This is a genomic window from Haloplanus sp. CK5-1 (assembly GCF_037201915.1).
In the GTDB taxonomy this organism is placed as follows: Archaea; Halobacteriota; Halobacteria; order Halobacteriales; family Haloferacaceae; genus Haloplanus; species Haloplanus salilacus.
Window position 1 is genome coordinate 1,920,307 of the sequence record NZ_CP147505.1, and the last position, 19,721, is coordinate 1,940,027.

The window sequence follows — 19,721 nt, forward strand, 5'->3', positions numbered from 1 at the left end:
TGGATGGCGAAATCGAGTACTTTCGAGGGATCATATAGACCCGCCTCGAGCTCGAAATCAGATGATCGGTGTCGACACCGAAATCATTAATTGAGTAGATATTCAATTGATTCTCATGCCACAAGCAACGGAACGGCTCCGACGCTACCTCGAAGACGAACTCGGGGAGTGTCGTAGCGAGGACGTCGAGCGGCGACTCGACGAACTCGGGACGCTCGAAGCGGCGCTCGGGACTGCTCAAGTGGACGCCGAACTGACGGTCCTCTCGGCGCTCGCCAACGAGACGCGCTACACGCTCGTTCGGGTACTCGTCGCAGCTGAAGAAGAGCTCTGTGTCTGTGAACTGAACGGCGTCGTCGACGTGAGCGAGAGCGGCCTCAGTCACGCCCTCTCGCAACTCGTCGAGGCTGGCCTCGTCGAGGGACGGAAGGACGGCCGCTGGAAGAAGTACCGGGCGACCAACCGCGCAGTGGCGCTCGTCACCGTCCTCGAAGGGAGCGTAACCATCGATGAGTAACGTCGAACACCAGCACGGGCCGAACTGTAGCTGCGAGAGCTGTGGAGATCCGCGATCGATGGATTTCCTCGATAAGTACCTCACCGTCTGGATCTTCGGCGCGATGGCGATCGGCGTCGGGCTGGGATTCGTTGCCCCGTCGGTCACGCAACCGATTCAGGACCTCCATCTCGTCGAGATCGGACTGATTCTGATGATGTATCCGCCGCTGGCAAAGGCGGACTACTCACAGCTCCGAGCCGTCTTCAGCAACTGGCGGGTTCTCGGATTGAGCCTCGTCCAGAACTGGCTCATCGGCCCGACGCTGATGTTCGGGCTCGCCGTGATCTTCTTCAGCGGGCTCGTTCCCGGTCTTCCCGCACGTCCCGAGTTCTTCCTCGGTCTCGTGTTCATCGGGATGGCCCGCTGCATCGCGATGGTACTCGTCTGGAACGAACTCGCGGAGGGCTCAACGGAGTACGTGACCGGCCTAGTCGCGTTCAACAGCCTCTTTCAGATCGTCACCTACGGGGTCTACGTCTGGTTCTTCGGACTCTTTCTCCCGCCGTTGCTCGGCATGGAGAGCCTCGTCGCCGGTATCCAAACGTTCGACGTGACGCCGATGCAGGTGTTTCAGGCGATCGTGATCTTCCTCGGGATTCCTTTCGTCGGCGGATTCCTCACGCGGTACGTCGGCACCCGAGCGAAGGGCCAGCAGTGGTACGACGACGAGTTCGTCCCGAAGATCGACCCGCTCACGCTCGTCGCGCTCCTCTTTACCGTCATCGTGATGTTCGCCACGCAGGGCGAGAACATCGTCGCGTCGCCGGGTGACGTGCTCCTGATCGCTGTGCCCCTCACGATCTATTTCGTCGTGATGTTCCTCGTGAGTTTCGGGATGGGCAAGGGTATCGGCGCGGACTACTCGACGACGACGGCCATCGGGTTCACCGCCGCCTCGAACAACTTCGAACTTGCCATCGCGGTCGCTGTCGCGGTGTTCGGCGTTGGCTCCGGCGTCGCGTTCACCACCGTCGTCGGCCCACTTATCGAGGTCCCGGTGCTGCTCGCGCTGGTCAACGTCGCGCTCTACTTCCAGCGAAAGTTCGATTGGAGTGGTGCCACGACGGGCCAGCTTACACCGACTGGATCGGATCCAACTCCCGAGGACGATTGAGCGCGCTACGATTCAATGACTCATCAGACAGATTCTGTCGACCCCCTTCGTCTCGCGTTCGTCTGCGTGGAAAACGCGGGTCGAAGTCAGATCGCGACCGCCGTCGCCGAAACGCAACTTCGGATTCAGGACCGGACGGACGTCGAGATCCGCAGCGGTGGAACGGACCCTGCTGGAGAGATCTATCCGACCGTCGTCGACGTGATGCGCGAGAAGGGCTACGATCTGTCGACTCGGACGCCGACACGGATCTCCCGTGAGACCTTGGGAGAGTGCGACGTCGTCGCCCTGATGGGGTGTTCGTTGTTGGTCGACGACCTCCCGGCGGGCGTGGTCGTCCGTGACTGGGGGTTCATCGATCCGGCGGATGCCGATGTGGAGTCCGTCTGGGCGATCAGTACGGAGATCGAACAGCGCGTCATCGAACTGCTCGCTGACCTGCCGACTGAAGCGGAACGACGAACCAACACACACCAGCTACAATGACTGAACACAGCGACACCGATCCGATTCGAATCGCTTTCATGTGCGTCCAGAACGCTGGCCGCTCCCAGATGTCGACGGCCTTTGCGGAGCGCGAACGGGAGCGACGCGGACTTGAGGACCGCATCGAAATCCTCACCGGGGGGACCCATCCAGCCGACCACGTACACGACGAGGTCGTTGAGATAATGGACGAAGCGGGATTCGATCTCTCCGACCGAACACCACGAGAGATCACGCTGGACGAGCTCCAGTCCTGCGACTACGTCGCCACGATGGGGTGTTCGACGCTCGACGTCGGTGATGTCGGCGAGGACGTCGATATCCGAGATTGGGCACTCGACGACCCGGACGGTCAGGATCCCGATCGAGTGCGCGAAATCCGCGACGAAATCGAGCGTCGGGTTAGTAGTCTGTTCGAGGAAATCGAAGACGCCGAGATTTCATCACCATAGAAGGAACACGCGAGGGCCCATAGAAGTTGAGGCCGCACCTCTCAATGCATAAGATTGGATTCGACGGTTGAACGCCAATCGTTTTCCCCGCTACCCTCTTCGGTTGAATTGTATCGATCGCCGAGTACGTCGCACCGGCTATGTGTACAGATAGAACGTATGCCACTCGCTCAACTCCTCGAACAATATGTCAGTCTGGGCATCTTCGTCCTCGCTGCAGGCATGAGTGTACTCAGCTTCCTCGCATGGCGGCGGGAACGTGATCGTCGTATGTGGATCGTTACGCTCGGGTACGCGATGTTCGCCGTCTACGGACTTATCGTGTTTCTCGAGTACCCGCTGCTCCCGTACTTCCCGTACGCTACGCTGGAATTACTCGAACACGGGAGTGCAATCCTGATCCTCGGTGGCCTCCTGGCGTTTTTCATCGCTTTGACGCGAAACTGAGCAATGTCGGACCCGGATCTCGAATTGGCCTCTCGGCGGGAAATCTACCAGCGGATAGCCGATAAGCCCGGGATTCACTTTCGTGCGCTCCTTGACGACCTTGAGTACGCACAGGGGACGCTCCAGTACCAGCTCGGGTGGCTCGCCGACGAGACCCTTATCGATGTCTCGGACGACGGCAAGTACACGCGGTACTATCCGGCCGCCGAGTTCGACGAAGCCGATCGGACAGTGATGAACGCGTTGCGCCGGGAATACAGTCGTCGCATCCTCGCACATCTTCTCACGGACGGTCCGCTCTCGACGACCGAGCTCAGCGACCGCTTGGACAAGGCGCAATCGACGGTCTCGTGGCATCTATCAAAGCTCGCCGAAGTCGAACTCGTGACGAAAGAGCGCGACGGCCGAAGTGTCGTCTACGAGGTCAGCGATCCCGACCGCGTCAAGTACCTCTACACGGTTCACCGTCGCTCGTTCACAGACAAAGTCGTCGACCGTATCATAGGCCTCTGGGACAGCTACTAACCCGGGGTCGTGTTCGACGGAATCCCTCGAAGCATCAACAGACGCAACAGGAGCACGTACACGAGAAACGCCACTGAGGGTCCCAGCAGAGGACGGATGAGTCCCGTCAGATCAGTCCCGATTGCGGCCGCGTGAATTGTCCCGAAGGCGAACCCAGCATATGCGAATGAGTGGACGACGCGTGGACCCCAGGGGTGATGGAAGCGTTTTGGGTCAGTAAAGCCAAGCACCGCGACGACGAGCATGAGCAGTGCCCCCGCACCTACGGTGACGCCGCCGAGAAAGTACTGCATCGAGTATGCCGGCGCTGGAACCTGTCCGGTGACGACGAACCACGCATCAAGTACACCGAGTCCCGCGTGTAGCAACGTGACGATCATCGCGAACACGGAGGATTCGATATGGATTCGTTGAGCGGCCTCGTGGAGCATTCCAAACGACTCCGTGTTGTAGAGGATACCCGTGAGAACTGCCAGATACAACGTCGGATACGCCACGAGTGCGGCACCTCGGTCGAGGAGCCAGACGAGCTGTGACATCACGATGCCCCCGTCGTTTCGACGACATCGGGACAGCCGTCCGCGTCCTGGAACCCGTTTTTCGTTTCCGGTCGTGTCGGACACTCGTCGGCGGAGTCGTTGATGCCGTCACCATCGTAATCGGCTGGGGCCTGTTGCGTCGAAACGGTCTGGTCGGCGAGGTCGCTTTGTTTTTGTTCGGCCGCTTGTGCGGTACGCACGTCTCCGATCTGCCAAAGAGTAGGGACAGCCACCACTAAGACGACCATCGCCACGACGGTGATTCGTTGCTTATGCGTCCAGGACATGTGTCTCAAAGCCATCTGTCGTATGAAAGATGCCGTCGTGGATGATGACTGCCTCCAGATCCTCCCACTCCGATGCTAATTCGCGTGCCTTAGCAAGTGGGAGTGCCGCGAGGGTCGTCGCCAGGGCGTCCGCTTCCATACAGTCTCGGCGCGCCACGACGGTGACCGATTCATGTCGAGAGCCGAGCGATTCGGTGGTCGGGTCGTAGACGTGGTCAGCACCGTTTCGCGACCGTCGGTATCCGCCGGATGTTGCGACGTACCAGTCCGTGTCGAGGACCTTCAGCGGTGTGTCGTCACCGTACGGGCTCTCGATGGCGACCGGTCCAGTCGGTGGAGACATATCCCCACCACCACTGACGAACCCACGTCGGCCGAGTCCCGTAAGCGTCTCGGCGGTTCGATCCACGATGTATCCCTTGGCGAGGCCATTGAGGTCAAGTTCGACGTCGGTGGTGACGCGGGACCCACTGACTCGGACGGTTCCGGTATCGAAACTTGTTGCTGGTATTTCACTGTCACCGCGCAGGAAGGCTTTGAGATCCTGTTCGACGCGGCCCTGATGGATATCAAACACCCCGTCGGTCCGGTCGTTGTATTCGAGCCCACGGCGGACGATACGGGCGACGTGTTCGTTCTTGACCTCCCCTTCACGATTGAGCTGGCTGACGGCACTCGCCGCATCGAAGGCATTCAGTTGCGCTTCGAGTGACTCAACTGTTTCTCGAGCCGCAGTCACCGCAGCGTCGGCCCGGACACCCGCCGCTTGGATCCGAAACGTTGTATCACAACACTCGAAGTTGCAGCGGGTGTTCCCGAGTCGTTCGTAGACCGATGCGATTGATTCGATCATCTCGCTCACTCGTGTTCTTCGTGTTCTTCATACTCTTCGTTCTCTTCGTGTTCTTCATACTCTTCGTTCTCTTCGTGTTCTTCATACTCTTCGTCTTCCTCTTCGTTCTCTTCGTGTTCTTCATACTCTTCGTCTTCCTCTTCGTTCTCTTCGTGTTCTTCATACTCTTCGTCTTCCTCTTCGTTCTCTTCGTGTTCTTCATCTTCGTAGCCAGACTGAGTCTGAACTTCAGGGGTGAAGTTTTGGTTTGGCGTCGGAGCATCGGCAGCGACCTGTTGTGATGCATCCGATGCGGTTGCGCTGGCTGAGGAAGTCTGGTCGCCACTCCGGGCGAGGCCATCACCGGGCATAGCAAGGGCACCGGCGATGCAAGCCGTGAGGAGCGCACCGACGAGCGTGAAGGCGACGAGCTTGTTATTTGAGATCGGGATACGCATAATCAGCTGCACCCCGTGTTAGAATTGCTATCTTCGACGTGTCGGTCGTTGCGTTCTGCCATTGCAAATAGGGGATGGAGACTGTCTCATTAAGCCGTTCGCGTCCAACCTTCGAATCTTCGTACAGCTATCGAATCGATTCCGAGCGTGAGGTGAGTAGTTAAATATATTTGAAAGCTTCCCACGTTCTACCTATCCAGATCTTGTCAGTACTCGCGTGCAAGATATAGAGCGCGTGTCGGTCACCCCAACTACTGCGAGTTCCACTTGGGCGGAAGGCACCAGCACCAGCAGCCAGTAATGACGGATAGAACACATAAAGTTTAATTCTCACATATAGAATGCCGTATTATGGGTGCTACGTCTGAAATTTTTCGACATATTGATAATGAAGAGTCGTTCAACGATTTTTTCGCTGGTCTTGTTTCGACAGCCCTTGATAATGGTCCCACCGTGCTGAATGAGATCCACGAGGGGTTTCAATTCAGTAGCCAAGCAGCTGTTGTTGGTACACAGCGAAATGGTTATGGAAACCACATATCTGCGAATGAATCTAACAGAACCCTGGATTGGGTCATTGAAGACGACGAGCTTTTGATCGGGTACGAATCGAAACGCGGCAAAGATGTCCCGAAAGACTCACAATTGCGTGAGGAACTCCGGAAGCTAAACGCGAACAGCAATACGGGGCAACAACCAGTTTTGTTCGTATTCACCGACCACATGACCGAGCCACGGCTTCTGGACGACGACTCAATTCGGTGGCTCAGTTGGTACGATGTGGCGGACCGGATTTTGACTATTAACACAGACGATCCTGCAATCAAATTACTCCAAACAATGTTCGAAGAAACTGACTACGATGGGTTTAGCGGCTTCACTACGTTTGAACAATCACCACAATGGCTCGTCCGCCATGACACCGAATTTGTCAACATGGCGTTCGAACTCGACAGACACTTGGACGGAGTAAAGCTCTATACAGCGCAAGGTTCCGTTGATGCTGATGCCTATACCTCACGAAGTATCGATCTGCTTCGCAGGAAAGATTACATCAGTGCTAATCATGCCTATCTAACTGCGCATTATCACCCGACCGGTTTGGCACAGGCTGTGCAAAATAACTATCGTATAAGTGTCCTTGTCCCAGCTATGAGCAATGATATATTTCTCTGTTTAGACATGAACGGTAGGAAGAATAATGAGGTGCAGGAATTTGTCAAAGAGAATTCCCAACAACTCATCACACTGGTTAATAATTATGATTTAACAGTCAAAACATCTTATAATAGTTTCAATAATCCCGACCATGAGTTGTTGGAGTACGATAGTGAAGATGAGTTAGAAATGATTTTCCAAAAGAAATGTGGAGAAAGCAATTGGAAGCGGCTCCTATTTGGGTGGGACATTGCAGCTAAGCAACCGCCGAAAGAGATTGTTCGAGAATGTGTGTCTCGAATTCACGAACTTAATGACGTGTTTTTCGAGTCCTCAGACTATTTTGATAGCAATCAACTGCCAGTTTCAAAACCTGAGTGACACAGACCTACGTGAGTAACCGATTCAGAGGTCATCAGGCGAAACAAACGAGAGGTCAGTGCTGACTTCATCCTCTATATCTTGCACTGCTCTCTGTAATCATTTCCATACCAATACTCAGTACCTCACAAAGCCGGTTAGTTAGAACGTCTGCTTGCTGTGAATGTGACCAAACACCAGCAGCAAGCAGACAGTAAACTCCACGAAGACCAGATCCTTAACTTCCTCGTCAACCGGCTTGACGAGGAAGTTTCTCTGAACCTCGCCAACAACGCTGAAATCGGTACAGAGGACATCCATGAGGTCCTCGTCGGCGCAACCGCCGACGGGACCTCGATCTCGACGCTGTGTAACTCTAGTGAGGACTCGCCATCGGCGAACACGGTCCTCTACCACCTCCGGACGAAGTTCGAGCCGGAACGGCTCGAACGAGTCGCTAACACGCTCCTTCGACGAGACATCGTCGAACTACTCCCCGAGCAGGTGGAGGTCTGCGCAGACCTCCACCTGCGGCCCTACTACGGTGATGAAGACGACACGGAGAACCTCTATCACTCGGAAGCCAAGCGTGGAACCACCGCGTTCCACGCCTATGCCACGCTCTACGCGCGTGTAAAGAACAAACGCTACACGCTGGCGGTGCGCCGTCTGGAAGACGGCGACACCGCCAGCAGCGTCCTCGCTGAGTTCTTCGGTGTCCTTGACGGCCTTGACACCGGGGTCAAGGCCGTCTATCTTGATCGCGGATTCTACGACAGCAAGTGCCTCACGCTGCTTCAAGCGCATAACTACGCGTACGTGATCCCGATCATCCGGTGGGGGAAGACGATTCAGCAAGAGCTCTCGGAAGGGTGGAGTCGTGTCATTCAGCATGATCTGACAGGGAAACTCGACGGTCACAGCTGGACCGTCAATTTTCCCGTCTACATCGATTGCACGTACCTGAACGGGAAGTACGACGACCACGGTGTGGCGCGTCACGGCTACGCCGCTGACGCGCCGTTCATCGAGACACCACGCGACGCTCGATACCACTATGCGAAACGGTTCGGTATCGAGTCGAGCTATCGGTTGTCCGAGCAAGCGATAGCGACGACAACGACACGAGACGCGACGGTGAGACTGCTGTACGTCGTGGTGAGTCTGCTGCTACAGAACGCGTGGCGGTATCTCCACTATGAATACGTGGCGACGCCCCGCCGTGGCGGGCGTCGCCTCTGGTGGTGGCCGTACAAGGAATTCGTCAATATGGTTCGACGGGCTGCGTGGACGGCCCTCGCGGTGCGTCGGGCCGTCCCCGCGAATCGACCACCAGACGACCGGTTCCACCGCTAACCGCCGACCGAGCAAGTCAGCAGAGTGAGTGGCGACGCTGTCGCGTCGGCGGCTGACCGCCGCCGACAGCGACAGCTCTCCTTCGATCCGCCCGTAATTCTCTCGTCGAGACCGTCAGTACAACTGCTCCGACACAGAACTTAGGCCGCAGAAACAGCTAGCTGTGGATGCTTTGTGAGGTACTGATACTTCACAGCCGGATTGCACCGCGGCAAATCGGCTGTGACTGTTTCTATCGCACGCCAGATACTGAGGTTCTCTAACCGTCCGAGGGACAGCAAAGGCGCTGGCTGTGGCGACACTGTTCGCCTTGCAGAGACAGGAGGGATCCGATCCCATTGGTTTCACGACTTGCCGACGCGAGTCACTATTTTTCGCGCATCTCCACTAGTACCGCGACGCCGTCGATCGTCGGCACGTCACTGGCGAGCAAACTCCGGTGGCGCTCGGCGATATCCAGAACCTCAGTATCCACCTGGTTGGGTGCGCTTGCGCGCTCACCGATGAGCGTGAAGGCCAACTCACCGTCCGACTCTGGCGCGCCGGCGAGGCGGACGGCCGCGACGTCCTCGAGGGTGACGTGGTCCACCCCTTGTCGACGCGCCGGACCTTCAGGTGGACGGAGTACACACCAGCGTGCACGGCGCCTGACCGGCCTGACTCTCTCGCCAACCGAGTAGCAGCCACAGAAACGAAGGGGGACGGAGCCCGTTTCGTAACGGGCATGGGGGTTAGGGGGGCGGGAGAAGGTGCCACGACACGTCAGATATTGCCTCTTCCACGAGAAAATCTGACACCTGTACTTGACTGATTTTCGTTACGATACCTCAGCTTTGCACGTTAGCGTCGGCGGTTGAGTGAACGAAGAGGTGGTCGATCTCTTCCATGAGGTCATCGACGCCTTGGTCATCATTGTCCCGAACCCACGAAAGAAGGTTGTAGACGGCTTCTTTCATGGAATGTTCGAGGTACGCTCGAAGCGATGACGCCTTCGAGCGAACCGTCCCCAAGGCGCTCGACTCAGGATCAAGACGAACGAGACTGTAGGCAGCTATCAGAAGGAGCCAGCGCCGACTGGCACCTTCGTCGGTCTGCATCTCGCAGTCTCCCAAGCCGAGATCCTGCTTCGAATTCTCGACGAACGTCTCGATGCGCCACCGCATCTCGTAGGAGCGGATCACGTGCTGGGTCGGTGCGTCGATCTCGTTTGTAGCGAGGTCCTTGGTCGGATTCTCTTCGTCGTCTTCGTCGGTCTCTTTCTCGGCGATAACCAGCTTCACGTCTCCCAGTTGGGAGACGAGAAGCTTCTTCGTCCAGATGTGGTAGGTCTCGTCTTCGATGTCGCGTTCAGTCGTGTCGATGCGCTCGGCAAGCGTATCGACGCGGAGTTTTTCGCCGGCGTAAGTCACCTTCCGATTGCTCCGGAGCGGGCCGACCCAGTCCTTGCCGTAGGATTCGATGTGGTCAGGAAGGCCAGAATCGTGGGCGAACCACGAGCCGAAGAGGTAGGTGTGCCTGTGGACACCTACCTCTTCTTCGAGTTTCATGACAATCTCGCGGGCGAGATCGCACTTGGTATCGTGGTCATCGTCCTCGTCGTCTTGCTGTTCGTAGAGGCGGAAGGTGAGCGGGTAGGCGGTTTTGTCGTCAGGGTAGAAGGCGTAGATGAGGTCTTGCCCCCAGACAGTGTCATCCTCGGCGTGATCGTAGAACTGACCGACGCCGGGGACTCCGTCCCGGCTTTCTCCGTGATCGTGTCGTCGAGGATGATGTAGCCGTCCTTCGACCAGCGCGTTTCACCGTGTTTCTGGAGTTCTTCGAGGCGTTCGTGGTTGAATTGTTGCTCGTCCCAGTTGTACTCGGTGAGGAACTTGTTGAGAGCACGTTTGCCGTTGGCGGGAAGGACTTCGCGTGCGATACCCGCCACGGTCTTGTTGCTGGCCGCAACAAGACCTGTGGCGTAGGTTTTCGCGTGACGGCGTTGTGCCGGTGACAGCGAGTCGAACTCGTCGAACACGCGCGTACACGACAAGGAATCCGTGATCGGCATCATTCGTCCTTGCCACTGCCTACGCTCCTACTTCAACGTGCAAAGCTGAGCACATTTCTGACTTCGTTATTGAGCAGCTGGCACAACTATAGTAGCGTTTGTAACTGTCCGCACACCTGATCGAACGCTGTCATGCGATCAGGTGTGTGATGACTTACAAAGGCTACTATAGTCTCTCTCTGTTTGCCCCCGCGTACGAAACGATTCGACGGTTGGACGACGATTCGATAGATGGACGCGAACGAACTTTTCTGACGTGTATCTACGTGCTTCTATGCAGACCCGTTTACGGCAAGCAGGACTGGTTGTTGTACTTCTTCTGGTCGTTAGTGGAGTCGGCACTGTTCAAGCGGGAGCATCGCCAGTAACTGATGAACATGCAGCTGTGACAAGCATCAGCCCATCGGAACAGTCGTTTTCACTCGCTGAGGACGCGAATGGAGTGGATGATGCGGAAGAGGACGGTGAAGATATAGAAGATTCGGAAGAAGACGAGGAAGGGGCTAGTCTGATTGGAGACTGGTGGGGCCTCGGTGGCGAAGTGAGTGAAGCCCCATACATCGGTGTGGTTGAAGTTGGCGGTGTCCTTCTCGTCGTCGGTGTCCTCGGGTACAGTCTTGCAAAGAGAAAGCAATTGCTGCCGGTGCGATACCGTCGATATCAGTTACAAACACACCAGTGGATTGTTCTGATCGGGACGGCACTAACGCTGCCGCACTTCATTGCCGTCGAAGAGTGGGAAGGACTCGGTCTCACGGTTGCTGTATTACTTGGTATAGAGGTTGCAAGTGGCCTGTACGGTCGATATCTGCATCGACATGTTGTCCGGCTTGGACGAGGAAATGAGACACCGTCAGTCGTTGGCCGTCTGCTGACCGTTACCAAAGAGACTCTCTTTTCACGATGGCGACGAGTGCACGTCTTGCTAACTGTTGTCACTGCTATCGTCCTCGTACTCCACATTATCACGGCAATCGGTGACTGAGCCTCCAGTGGTATCGATTCAGCCTGAAAGCAGAGAAATGACGTCCCGGATTGGATTGGTCCGTTTCGGACAGTACCGAACACCTTCTGATGGAGACAAGTCCGCACACGAGTCAGAGACAGGGTGATCTAGTGGTCTCAAGTGACTCCTCTCGCCGTGACGTCTTTCGACAAATTGCTCGGCGTCCACACGTCGACTGGTCAGCATACGACTCAACCCCATTATACGAGCGGAGTTCATTGACGGCACTCTCCGAAGATATTCGCACCGTCTCTGGAGTCTGGTTCAACCACTACGCCCACGACTCGGTCGATGCGTTCGTCTGTCAGTATCCACTGTCCTATGTAGAGTTCAATCCCCACGATCAGTACTCCGGCCCGACTCGATACGAGGTGTCACAGCTCTTCAGGGCGTTCCTGCTGAAAGAGATACACGGTTGGGGCCCCGAAACCGCGCTCGTCGAGTATCTTCGGCAGCACTCAGAACCCCGTATCTCGCTCGGGTTCGACCCCGTTCCCGACCAGTCGACACTTTGGCGCAGTTGGAATAAGCGCTTCAGCGCCGATCTCCGTGAGACAGTCGAGAGAACGATGCGGACGCTCCTCATCAACGCACAGAATGCCGGTGTTGCGGTGCCTCGTGACCCAGAACGGAAGCTCCAGTACGATAACGACGAGTCTGGGCGACCGATCCGGACGACCAGACTGTTTTGGAAGAAGTAGCGAAGATCAGCGATCACGTCAGCCGCGTCGTCTTCCCCGCGTTCTCGTGGACCGCGGCGAGGGCTGTGAGATCCACGAGAACGCCTACTGGGGTCTGCAGACATATCTCGGACTTCGCGAGCGGCTGGCTGCGAACGAAGGAGCTCGCAGTTTCGTCTACGAGTCGACTCGGGATCGGACACCGCTGGGGCACGCCCATCGGGAGCAGATTCGGTACCTCTCGATTGAACAGGTTCGAGCGATGTACCGACAGGCTATCACTCGGCTCTTAAACGAAGTTGCGGAGACAGAGCAGTTCTTTCGAGCCGGAATCGTCGCGATCGACATTACCGAAGCTAATCCGTTCACAGGTGACCGTGCGGGCCACGAAGACGAGATCATCGGGACAAAGGCGAAGACCGACGAATACGCCTACCAGCGGGCGACGGTACAGTTGGTCGGGAATGCCGTCCCGATCGTGCTGAACGCGCGGCCGGTGCGAAAGGGGCAGACACGACTGGAAATCGTCGAAGACTTGCTCGATTCGGCTGAGGACCTCGTTCACGTCGATAACGTACTGATGGACCGGAAGTCCGATAGCCAGCACGTCTTGGAGATGATCCGCCAGCGCGGGCTTTCCTACGTCGTTCCCAAGCGGATGCAGACCAGCGAGAAAGCTCAGGCCAAGCGATTCTCCAGCACGGTCAGGACCGCTACGAGACCGACCGAAGGCTCCACCTCGGGAAAAACGAGTGGCACGAGACGACGCTAATCTACCGGCAGAAAGAGGACTCCGAGCACGACGGCCATCGGCAGTACTCGGTGTTTATGACGAATTACGGGAGTGGGCACCTCACGGAGTACGGCTATCGCTGGGAGATCGAGAGTGGCTACAAATCGATTAAGCGGTTCATGGCCGCGACGACGTCGAAGGATTTCGGGCTCAGGTTCTTCTACTTCGCGTTCGCGTGTCTGTTGTACTCGATTTGGCGAGCAGTCGATTTGCTGGTACAGGTCGAATTGACCGGTGAATATGAACATTCGCCGGTCGTGACGGCCGACAACACGCTTACGCTGTTGAAGAAGGAAACCGGAATCGGATAGCGAGGATTTCTACCCGTGGTGGCGCGGCGTCCGAGTGGCTACACTACCCACCGTCTCGGAAACACTCCAAATAAGTCATCAATCTAACGACAATTCCCGGTCAGAAAGCGATCTGAATCAGTTTCCGCTCATCTATTCGTCCGAAACAGTGCACCACAGCCCCGGTAAAACCGTTGTAGTCTCAATTTCCATCCTCCGTGGTCGACATCCACGGACTGATTACCACGGGTCTCGTGGCGTGCCGTAGGATGAACGACGAACTGGACGACGTCGACGCCGAGACCGTCCGCGACCGACTCCGAGAGTCGTCGGTCGACGTCGACGAGGACGTTCTGAGCGGGATCGACGCCCGGACGACGGACGGATCCATCGACGTCGCGGCGTTCGAGGCGTGGTACGACGAGTGTGCCGACCGCCGTCGGTCGGTGGCGGAGCGAACCGAGCGGTTCGAGACCCGTCTCGACGAGTACCGCGCGTCGCTCGACCCGGCCGAGCGCGACTTCGACCACGTGCGCGTCCGGTTCGAGGAGTACGACGAGCGCTTCGACGCGATTCGGGCGGAACTGGCGTCGGTCGCCGACCGCATCGAGACGGCGTCGCGGACGCCGACGTCGGCGACGGCGCTGTACGAGACGGCCCGGCTCCTCTCGGCCGCGGAGAAGGCACTCCACGGGATTGCCCACGAACTGGGTCACGTCGAAGAGGGTCTCGACGAGTTCGGGTCGTGGCTCACCGATCCGGCCGTCCGTCTCGACGACTTCGACGGCGAACTCGACACGGTGGCGCGATACCTCGACAACACCGACCGCCTGCTCACCAACGTCGAGACGCACGCCGCCGATCCGCCGCCGGGCTTTCGACCGTTCGACGCGTGGCTCACGGCGCGACACCTCCACCTGCTCGTCGCCGTCGTGTTCGAGGAACTCCGGGCGGACGTCGACGAACTCGCCGAGTGGCTGGAGCGACTCGATGGCACCCACGACGCGGAGCTATCCGCCCTGACCGACCGCCTCGACGCGCTCGCCGACCGGCACGCCTCGTTCGAGAGCCGGATCGACGAGGCGACCGACGCCATCGACGGGTTCGAGGGAAAATACGCGGACGTCGCGGAGGAGGTCGATCGCTTCGCGGCCGACCTCGACGCGGTCGAACCGCCGATCGACTGGGCGACGCTGGAAGAGCGGATCGACGAGCAGTTCGACGAACTCGGGATCAGCCACGGCTGAGCCGGCGACCCCCTTCCGGGGGTGAATCGCTCGCCGTCGATGGCGGGTGGCGTGTCGCCGACCCCACGGGTAGGGTACTGCGTCGGACGGCCATGCCGTCGTAGAACCGTCGGAACGCCCATCCCCTGCCCTTCCACATCGTTCGACACGGAGGGTGTCGTCGACAGGTGTGGTTTCCCTCGATCGTTCTACGAAGATTATTATGAATACAGGAGTGTCGTGTACGTATGCTCGTCGAGGAGCTAATGCAGACGGACATCGTCACGTCCGATATCGAAGGGACGGTTCGGGCGGCGGTGGAACAAATGCTCCGTAATCACGTTGGGAGTGTCGTCGTGGTGGACGACGGCAATCCGACGGGGATCGTCACTGAAACGGATATCCTCAAAATCGGCTACGGCACTGAACGGTGCTTCGGCGATATTCCGCTCGAGCGAGCGATGAGTCGACCACTGGTGACGATTGCCCCCGACAAATCGATTCGAGCAGCGATGCGAACGATGCGGACCGAGAACGTCAAAAAACTCCCGGTGCAAGACGGCATCGACCTAGTCGGTATCCTGACCATGGTCGACGTCACTCGGGCGTACAACGACATCGTGAAAGAAATCCACGCGATGGAACAGCCAGTAGGATTCAGTGAAGCCGAACTCCGTGGGCTCGGTACCCGACGTGAGTGAAACAGACGGGTAGGATAACACCCTTTCGGGGTTCCCCCCCCGACTGGTAGAGAGCCCTCCGCGACGACCGCGTACCCGGACAAGACGCAAGTGGTCGTGGAGCGTAGCCGACGAGTGACCGAACCGGAGACGGGGATCGGACGGGTTGGGCTTCGCGTGGCCGACATAGAGCGGGCCGTCGCGTTCTACGGGCGAGTCCTCGGACTGGATACGCTGGACCGGACCGACGACTGCGCGACCCTCGGGGTCGACGACCCCTGCCTCGTCTTGCTGTCGGCGCCGGACGTGCCGGCTCCCGACCGGGTGGCGGCGGGGCTGTTCCACACGGCGATCCGGGTTCCGTCGCGGGCGGCCCTCGGCGGGGTGCTTGACCGGATCGAGGCGCGGTGGCGACTCGACGGGGCGTCCGACCACCGCGTGAGCGAGGCGCTCTATCTGACCGACCCCGAGGGCAACGGCGTCGAGGTGTATCGGGACCGCCCCCGCGACGCGTGGCCCGAGAACGCCGACGGGGACGTCGAGATGGACACGCTCCCCCTAGCGCTCGACGAGGTGCGGGAGCTCGGGACCGGCGACGACCGCCCTCCGTCGGGGACGACCGTCGGCCACGTCCACTTGGAGGTGCCGTCGCTGTCGGCGGCGCGGTCGTTCTACGTCGACCGACTCGGCCTCCGTCTGCGCCAGTCGATGGCGGGCGCGGACTTCTTCGCGACCGACGACTACCACCACCACGTCGGCTGTAACACGTGGTACGGTCGTGACCGACCGCCTGCAGAGGGCACACGCGGACTGGCGTGGTTCGAACTCCGCCTCGACGCCCCCCTGAATCGGGTGCGGTCACGCCTCGGATCGGCGGCGAGCGAGCGGTTCGACCGTGGGGACGGGTATCTCCCCATCACGGATCCAGCCGGCCAGACCGTCCGGCTTCGGGGGACGGACACCCGGTGACTCACGCCGCGTCGTCGAATCCCCGTGGCGACGGTGTGGGGATACCCTCGGCCTCGAACGCCCGGAGTGCCCGCCGGGTCACGTCCGACTCGAACGCGAACTCCGCGTCGAGGTCGTTGACGTAGGCCTTCGCTCTGATCGTTCGGTACCGTGGCTCCGCCTCGACACGAACCGTCACCGGCCGGTCGGCCGCGAGGTGCCGAGACGTGAGGACCGACTCCTCGACGATGTCGCGGGCGCGGTCGGGGTCGGCGTCGGGGGCGACGTACAGTTCCGTCACCACCAGCATCTCCGGCGCGCCGGCGTTGGCGTTGGCGACGGGGCCGGTTATGACGAGGTAGTTCGGTACCGCGACCAGGTCGTCGTCGGGGGTCCGCAGGCGCGTCGCCCGGACGCCCACGTCGACGACCTCACCGTAGTGGTCGCCGATTTCGACCCGGTCACCCACCTGGTAGGGCGTTTCGAGCGCGATGACCAGTCCGCCGAGGAGGTTCGCGAGCAGGTCCTTCAGTCCGAACCCGAGCGCCGCGCCGAGGACACCGGAGAAGGCGAGCGCCTGCGTCTGCGAGAGGCGAAAGAGGGGGCCGAGGATCGAGTAGGCGGCGACCCCGTAGATCAGGAACTTCGTCATCGGAATCGTCAGCCTGATCACCGGACCGCGGGTGGTCCGATCGGCGAGCTCCGAGAGGACGACCCGTGTGGCCCGGGCGAGTAGATACGCGGTGACGACGATGACGACCGCACCGAGGAGTGTTCCGGTGTCGATCCGGAGGCCGCCAACGGCCTCGGTCGTCACCACAGCCACCGCCTCCGGTCGAGGAGCGCGAGGGCGCTCGGCAGGCCGTTCGGACACAGCGTCACCGCGCCGCCCGTCTCGACGAACCCCCGGTCGACGAGCGTCCCGAGCGTCCGATCCAGCGACACCCCGGGGACGACGGCGCGCAGTTCCTCACGTGTGACCGCTCCCTTCGCGACGACCACACCGAGGACGGTCGCTGCGTCGTCGCCGGGGTCCGCTCGCTCGACCGGGAGGTCGAGGTCCGTGGGCGTCACCGCGTCGCCGTCGACGCAGGCGTCCCAGACTGCCGCCGCGACGCCCGGGTTCCCGTTCGAGAGGCGGGCGAGACGCTGGAAGACGAGTTCTTCGGGTCCCGGCCGGTCCCGGTCGCCGAGCCACGCGGCCACGTAGTCGACGTCGACGACCGGAAGCCGGATCGACGCTGGGTCGCGACGCGGGATCGGGACCTCGTACGTGGCCGTCGTGACCGGCGGCGCCTGCTCTCCGGGTGGGTGTTCGAACGCCGGGAGCGCCCCCTCCCGGTCGCGGATCGTCGCGCCGATCCGCTCGGCCGACAGCGACGGCAGCGTGACGACGTGCCGGAAGGCGTCGTCGAGCTCACGGACGGCACACAGGTAGTTCCAACTGTACCGGTTCCACGAGGTGACGACTCGACACGACGACGACGCGAGGCGGTCGAGAACCCGATCGATCGGGTCGAACCCGCCGACTCGTCGGGCATAGAGGTGGTGACAGTCGTCGACGACGACCGGCCCGTCGTCGAACCCCGGAACCGATCCCGTCTCCGCTGCCGGTCCCAATCGCACCCGGGTTGCGTCGAGGGCGCTCCGAGCGTGGTCGAGCACCGCCTCGCGGTCGAAAAACGGATCCGAGACGACCGCGACTGTCCCGTCGGAGTCCGCGAGGGTATCGGCCAGTCCCTCGGCATCGCCGTCGACCTCGACCGGTGGAACCGGGGGCGGCATCATCGTCCCGGTCTGGCTCACCGAGGGCCATGAAGATGGTGGGCAGGCGTCCGGAATCCGGCGTGGCCGAATCGGGATGTATATGCCCGCGAGCGAGGTAGGACGCCCATGGACCTGTTCGGGCGGTCGGAGGACGCCGACGACGGGGACGGGGAGTCACGGGTCGCGCTGTTCGTCGACGGCCCGAACGTGCTCCGGGAAGAGTTCGACGTGGATCTAGACGACGTGCGCGGGGCCGCGAGCGAGGCGGGGCGACCGGCTACTACGCGCCTCTACGTCGACGAACACGCGACCCCGCAGTTGATCCAGGCCGCCGAAGCCCGCGGGTTCGAGGTGGTGGTCACCAGCGGCGACGTGGACGTGAAACTCGCGGTCGATCTCACCCGGTTCGCCGTCTCCGGCCGCGCGGACGTCATCGCCGTCGCGTCACGGGACACCGACTTCAAACCCGCGATCGAGGCGGCCAACGCCGCCGGACTCCGGACGCTCGCCATCGCGCCGGGGACCCACGGCCGTTCGGACGGCCTGCGGAACGCGGCCGGCGAGAGCGTCACGCTCGGGGAGTCCCGCGAGTGAGTCGAATGGACTCGCCGGGAGTGCCGTGAGCAGGGTGGGACCGACGGTCCCGCTGGCAGCCGGCGCGAAGCGCCGGCGACGGACGCAGTGAGCGAAAGGAGATGGACTCGCCGGGAGTGCCGTGAGCGGAGCGAACGGCACGTCGGCGAGGGAATGAGTCGAGCGAAGCGAGACGAATGGACTCGCCGGGAGTGAGCTTTTGTCCGCCGGCCGACCACGTCCGGATATGGAGGAACTCGACACGCCGGTGCTCGACGACCACCTCCACCTCGACCCGGACGCCGGGCGGGGGCTGGAGGCGGTTCGGGACTTCCGGCGACTCGGCGGGACGCACCTGCTGGTGGTGAACAAGCCGTCCTGGCACCTGGACGTGGAGCCCGCGACCGGCGACGACTTCCGGGCCGTCTTCGACCGGACACTCGATATCGTCGCGGACGCGGACGACCTGCTCCCGGGCCGGGCGTGGCCCGTCCTCGGCGTCCATCCGGGGTTGATCTCCCGCCTCGTCGACGACCGAGAACGCTCGCCAGCCGAGGCGCGCGACCTGATGTGTGCGGGCCTCGACGCCGCGGCCGACTACGTCGACGAGGGACGGGCGCTCGCGCTCAAGTCCGGCCGCCCCCACTACGAAGTGTCCGACGCTGTGTGGGACGCCTCGAACGCCGTGCTCCGGCACGCGCTCGAGTTGGGGGCCGGCCTCGATTGTGCGGTCCAGTTGCACACCGAGGCGAGCGAGGACCTCACCGAAGTGGCGTCGTGGGCCGAGGATCGGGGCTTGCCCGCCAATCGCGTCGTGAAACACTACGCGGGGCCGACGCTCGCGGGGCCGACGCCAAGTGTCATGTGTCGCAAGGAGTGGTTGCGCGAGGTCTGCGAGACGGACACACCGTTCCTGATGGAGACGGACTTCGTGGACGACCCCGACCGGCCGGGTGCGGTGATGGGTCCCAAGACGGTGCCGCGGCGGGTCCGTTGGCTGCTGGAGGAGGGGTACGACGACGCGGTCCACCGGGCACACGTCGAGACGCCCGCCCGCGTCTACGGCGTCGACACTGAGGCGACGCTGACGGCGTGACCGGCCCCTCGACCTCACCGAACCCCGAAAAAACGGTCT

At 60.5% G+C, this 19,721-nt stretch carries 21 protein-coding genes and 2 pseudogenes; 15 read left to right on the forward strand and 8 right to left on the reverse strand.

Features of this window, described 5'->3' with window-relative positions; translation table 11 throughout:
* Positions 1 to 115 precede the first annotated feature (115 nt).
* The 6 genes from NBT81_RS10155 to NBT81_RS10180 all read left to right on the forward strand — a co-directional run bounded on the left by NBT81_RS10155 (position 116) and on the right by NBT81_RS10180 (position 3,583).
* A complete protein-coding gene (locus tag NBT81_RS10155; RefSeq protein ID WP_338738148.1) occupies positions 116 to 517 on the forward strand; it encodes a metalloregulator ArsR/SmtB family transcription factor in 402 nt (133 codons plus the stop codon).
* On the forward strand, positions 510 to 1,673 hold the full coding sequence (arsB, locus tag NBT81_RS10160) for an ACR3 family arsenite efflux transporter (RefSeq protein ID WP_425498637.1): 1,164 nt from the start codon (positions 510 to 512) through the stop codon (positions 1,671 to 1,673). Before NBT81_RS10155 ends, arsB begins: the two co-directional genes overlap by 8 nt.
* Positions 1,674 to 1,688: 15 nt before the next feature.
* A complete protein-coding gene (locus NBT81_RS10165) occupies positions 1,689 to 2,159 on the forward strand; it encodes a low molecular weight phosphatase family protein (protein WP_338738152.1) in 471 nt (156 codons plus the stop codon).
* Positions 2,156 to 2,611, forward strand: coding sequence for a low molecular weight phosphatase family protein (locus NBT81_RS10170; protein WP_338738154.1), 456 nt, complete (start codon positions 2,156 to 2,158; stop codon positions 2,609 to 2,611). The genes NBT81_RS10165 and NBT81_RS10170 overlap by 4 nt, the downstream gene beginning before the upstream one ends.
* Before the next feature lie 270 nt (positions 2,612 to 2,881).
* The gene (locus NBT81_RS10175; RefSeq protein ID WP_338738156.1) at positions 2,882 to 3,058 is read left to right on the forward strand and encodes a hypothetical protein; all 177 of its coding nucleotides are present in this window, start codon (positions 2,882 to 2,884) and stop codon (positions 3,056 to 3,058) included.
* A gap of 3 nt (positions 3,059 to 3,061) precedes the next feature.
* Positions 3,062 to 3,583, forward strand: coding sequence for a metalloregulator ArsR/SmtB family transcription factor (locus NBT81_RS10180; RefSeq protein WP_338738158.1), 522 nt, complete (start codon positions 3,062 to 3,064; stop codon positions 3,581 to 3,583).
* Here the strand turns inward: NBT81_RS10180 and NBT81_RS10185 are convergent.
* Genes NBT81_RS10185 through NBT81_RS10200 form a run of 4 tightly spaced genes read right to left on the reverse strand, consistent with a single transcriptional unit; the run spans position 3,580 to position 5,699 of the window.
* Complete coding sequence (locus tag NBT81_RS10185; RefSeq protein ID WP_338738160.1) at positions 3,580 to 4,122, reverse strand: hypothetical protein; 543 nt, start codon at positions 4,120 to 4,122, stop codon at positions 3,580 to 3,582. The two genes, NBT81_RS10180 and NBT81_RS10185, sit on opposite strands and share 4 nt — an antisense overlap.
* Positions 4,122 to 4,409 (reverse strand): thrombospondin type 3 repeat-containing protein, encoded by a 288-nt coding sequence (locus NBT81_RS10190; protein ID WP_425498786.1) that lies wholly within the window; start codon positions 4,407 to 4,409, stop codon positions 4,122 to 4,124. The genes NBT81_RS10185 and NBT81_RS10190 overlap by 1 nt, the downstream gene beginning before the upstream one ends.
* Positions 4,393 to 5,262, reverse strand: a complete 870-nt coding sequence (locus NBT81_RS10195) for an FAD:protein FMN transferase (protein WP_338742544.1) — start codon at positions 5,260 to 5,262, stop codon at positions 4,393 to 4,395. The genes NBT81_RS10190 and NBT81_RS10195 overlap by 17 nt, the downstream gene beginning before the upstream one ends.
* Before the next feature lie 5 nt (positions 5,263 to 5,267).
* Positions 5,268 to 5,699, reverse strand: a complete 432-nt coding sequence (locus NBT81_RS10200; RefSeq protein WP_338738162.1) for a hypothetical protein — start codon at positions 5,697 to 5,699, stop codon at positions 5,268 to 5,270.
* A gap of 351 nt (positions 5,700 to 6,050) precedes the next feature.
* Here NBT81_RS10200 and NBT81_RS10205 point away from each other — a divergent pair, with 351 nt between their 5' ends.
* Both NBT81_RS10205 and NBT81_RS10210 read left to right on the forward strand, forming a co-directional pair.
* Positions 6,051 to 7,238 carry a hypothetical protein gene (locus tag NBT81_RS10205; RefSeq protein WP_338738164.1) on the forward strand — a complete coding sequence of 396 codons (1,188 nt, stop codon included), beginning with the start codon at positions 6,051 to 6,053 and terminating at the stop codon, positions 7,236 to 7,238.
* 165 nt (positions 7,239 to 7,403) lie between these two features.
* A complete protein-coding gene (locus tag NBT81_RS10210; protein WP_425498638.1) occupies positions 7,404 to 8,573 on the forward strand; it encodes an ISH3 family transposase in 1,170 nt (389 codons plus the stop codon).
* Positions 8,574 to 8,940: 367 nt separating this feature from the next.
* On the opposite strand, the gene NBT81_RS10215 is transcribed toward NBT81_RS10210, so the two are convergent.
* Entirely contained in the window at positions 8,941 to 9,162 is a 222-nt protein-coding gene (locus NBT81_RS10215; protein ID WP_338738167.1) for a hypothetical protein, read from the reverse strand.
* Between the two features lie 238 nt (positions 9,163 to 9,400).
* Positions 9,401 to 10,626: pseudogene (locus NBT81_RS10220) on the reverse strand (IS701 family transposase).
* A 439-nt stretch (positions 10,627 to 11,065) separates the two neighbouring features.
* On the opposite strand from NBT81_RS10220, the gene NBT81_RS10225 reads away from it, so the two are divergent.
* From NBT81_RS10225 to NBT81_RS10255, 5 genes and pseudogenes are all read left to right on the forward strand, one after another.
* Entirely contained in the window at positions 11,066 to 11,608 is a 543-nt protein-coding gene (locus NBT81_RS10225) for a hypothetical protein (protein ID WP_338738169.1), read from the forward strand.
* 89 nt (positions 11,609 to 11,697) lie between these two features.
* A pseudogene (locus NBT81_RS17340) lies at positions 11,698 to 13,413 on the forward strand (transposase).
* 248 nt (positions 13,414 to 13,661) lie between these two features.
* Positions 13,662 to 14,639, forward strand: a complete 978-nt coding sequence (locus NBT81_RS10245) for a hypothetical protein (protein WP_338738176.1) — start codon at positions 13,662 to 13,664, stop codon at positions 14,637 to 14,639.
* A 227-nt stretch (positions 14,640 to 14,866) separates the two neighbouring features.
* Positions 14,867 to 15,319, forward strand: a complete 453-nt coding sequence (locus NBT81_RS10250; protein WP_338738178.1) for a CBS domain-containing protein — start codon at positions 14,867 to 14,869, stop codon at positions 15,317 to 15,319.
* Positions 15,320 to 15,433: 114 nt separating this feature from the next.
* Positions 15,434 to 16,267 (forward strand): VOC family protein, encoded by an 834-nt coding sequence (locus tag NBT81_RS10255; RefSeq protein WP_338738180.1) that lies wholly within the window; start codon positions 15,434 to 15,436, stop codon positions 16,265 to 16,267.
* Between the two features lies 1 nt (position 16,268).
* On the opposite strand, the gene NBT81_RS10260 is transcribed toward NBT81_RS10255, so the two are convergent.
* Positions 16,269 to 17,063 carry a mechanosensitive ion channel family protein gene (locus NBT81_RS10260; protein ID WP_338738182.1) on the reverse strand — a complete coding sequence of 265 codons (795 nt, stop codon included), beginning with the start codon at positions 17,061 to 17,063 and terminating at the stop codon, positions 16,269 to 16,271.
* The gene (locus NBT81_RS10265; RefSeq protein ID WP_338738184.1) at positions 17,060 to 18,034 is read right to left on the reverse strand and encodes a hypothetical protein; all 975 of its coding nucleotides are present in this window, start codon (positions 18,032 to 18,034) and stop codon (positions 17,060 to 17,062) included. The genes NBT81_RS10260 and NBT81_RS10265 overlap by 4 nt, the downstream gene beginning before the upstream one ends.
* A gap of 105 nt (positions 18,035 to 18,139) precedes the next feature.
* Here NBT81_RS10265 and NBT81_RS10270 point away from each other — a divergent pair, with 105 nt between their 5' ends.
* Together NBT81_RS10270 and NBT81_RS10275 are read left to right on the forward strand one after the other, a co-directional pair.
* The gene (locus NBT81_RS10270; protein WP_338738185.1) at positions 18,140 to 18,607 is read left to right on the forward strand and encodes an NYN domain-containing protein; all 468 of its coding nucleotides are present in this window, start codon (positions 18,140 to 18,142) and stop codon (positions 18,605 to 18,607) included.
* A gap of 226 nt (positions 18,608 to 18,833) precedes the next feature.
* Positions 18,834 to 19,682, forward strand: a complete 849-nt coding sequence (locus NBT81_RS10275) for a TatD family hydrolase (RefSeq protein ID WP_338738187.1) — start codon at positions 18,834 to 18,836, stop codon at positions 19,680 to 19,682.
* Positions 19,683 to 19,721: the final 39 nt, after the last annotated feature.

Excerpts from the sequence above, each read along its gene's own strand:
- NBT81_RS10155 (WP_338738148.1), top strand. The coding sequence starts at position 116 with ATGCCACAAGCAACGGAACGGCTCCGACGCTACCTCGAAGACGAACTC.
- arsB (WP_425498637.1), top strand. The coding sequence starts at position 510 with ATGAGTAACGTCGAACACCAGCACGGGCCGAACTGTAGCTGCGAGAGC.
- NBT81_RS10165 (WP_338738152.1), top strand. The coding sequence starts at position 1,689 with ATGACTCATCAGACAGATTCTGTCGACCCCCTTCGTCTCGCGTTCGTC.
- NBT81_RS10170 (WP_338738154.1), top strand. The coding sequence starts at position 2,156 with ATGACTGAACACAGCGACACCGATCCGATTCGAATCGCTTTCATGTGC.
- NBT81_RS10175 (WP_338738156.1), top strand. The coding sequence starts at position 2,882 with ATGTGGATCGTTACGCTCGGGTACGCGATGTTCGCCGTCTACGGACTT.
- NBT81_RS10180 (WP_338738158.1), top strand. The coding sequence starts at position 3,062 with ATGTCGGACCCGGATCTCGAATTGGCCTCTCGGCGGGAAATCTACCAG.
- NBT81_RS10185 (WP_338738160.1), bottom strand. The coding sequence starts at position 4,122 with ATGTCACAGCTCGTCTGGCTCCTCGACCGAGGTGCCGCACTCGTGGCG.
- NBT81_RS10190 (WP_425498786.1), bottom strand. The coding sequence starts at position 4,409 with ATGTCCTGGACGCATAAGCAACGAATCACCGTCGTGGCGATGGTCGTC.
- NBT81_RS10195 (WP_338742544.1), bottom strand. The coding sequence starts at position 5,262 with ATGATCGAATCAATCGCATCGGTCTACGAACGACTCGGGAACACCCGC.
- NBT81_RS10200 (WP_338738162.1), bottom strand. The coding sequence starts at position 5,699 with ATGCGTATCCCGATCTCAAATAACAAGCTCGTCGCCTTCACGCTCGTC.
- NBT81_RS10205 (WP_338738164.1), top strand. The coding sequence starts at position 6,051 with ATGGGTGCTACGTCTGAAATTTTTCGACATATTGATAATGAAGAGTCG.
- NBT81_RS10245 (WP_338738176.1), top strand. The coding sequence starts at position 13,662 with ATGAACGACGAACTGGACGACGTCGACGCCGAGACCGTCCGCGACCGA.
- NBT81_RS10250 (WP_338738178.1), top strand. The coding sequence starts at position 14,867 with ATGCTCGTCGAGGAGCTAATGCAGACGGACATCGTCACGTCCGATATC.
- NBT81_RS10265 (WP_338738184.1), bottom strand. The coding sequence starts at position 18,034 with ATGATGCCGCCCCCGGTTCCACCGGTCGAGGTCGACGGCGATGCCGAG.
- NBT81_RS10270 (WP_338738185.1), top strand. The coding sequence starts at position 18,140 with ATGGACCTGTTCGGGCGGTCGGAGGACGCCGACGACGGGGACGGGGAG.
- NBT81_RS10275 (WP_338738187.1), top strand. The coding sequence starts at position 18,834 with ATGGAGGAACTCGACACGCCGGTGCTCGACGACCACCTCCACCTCGAC.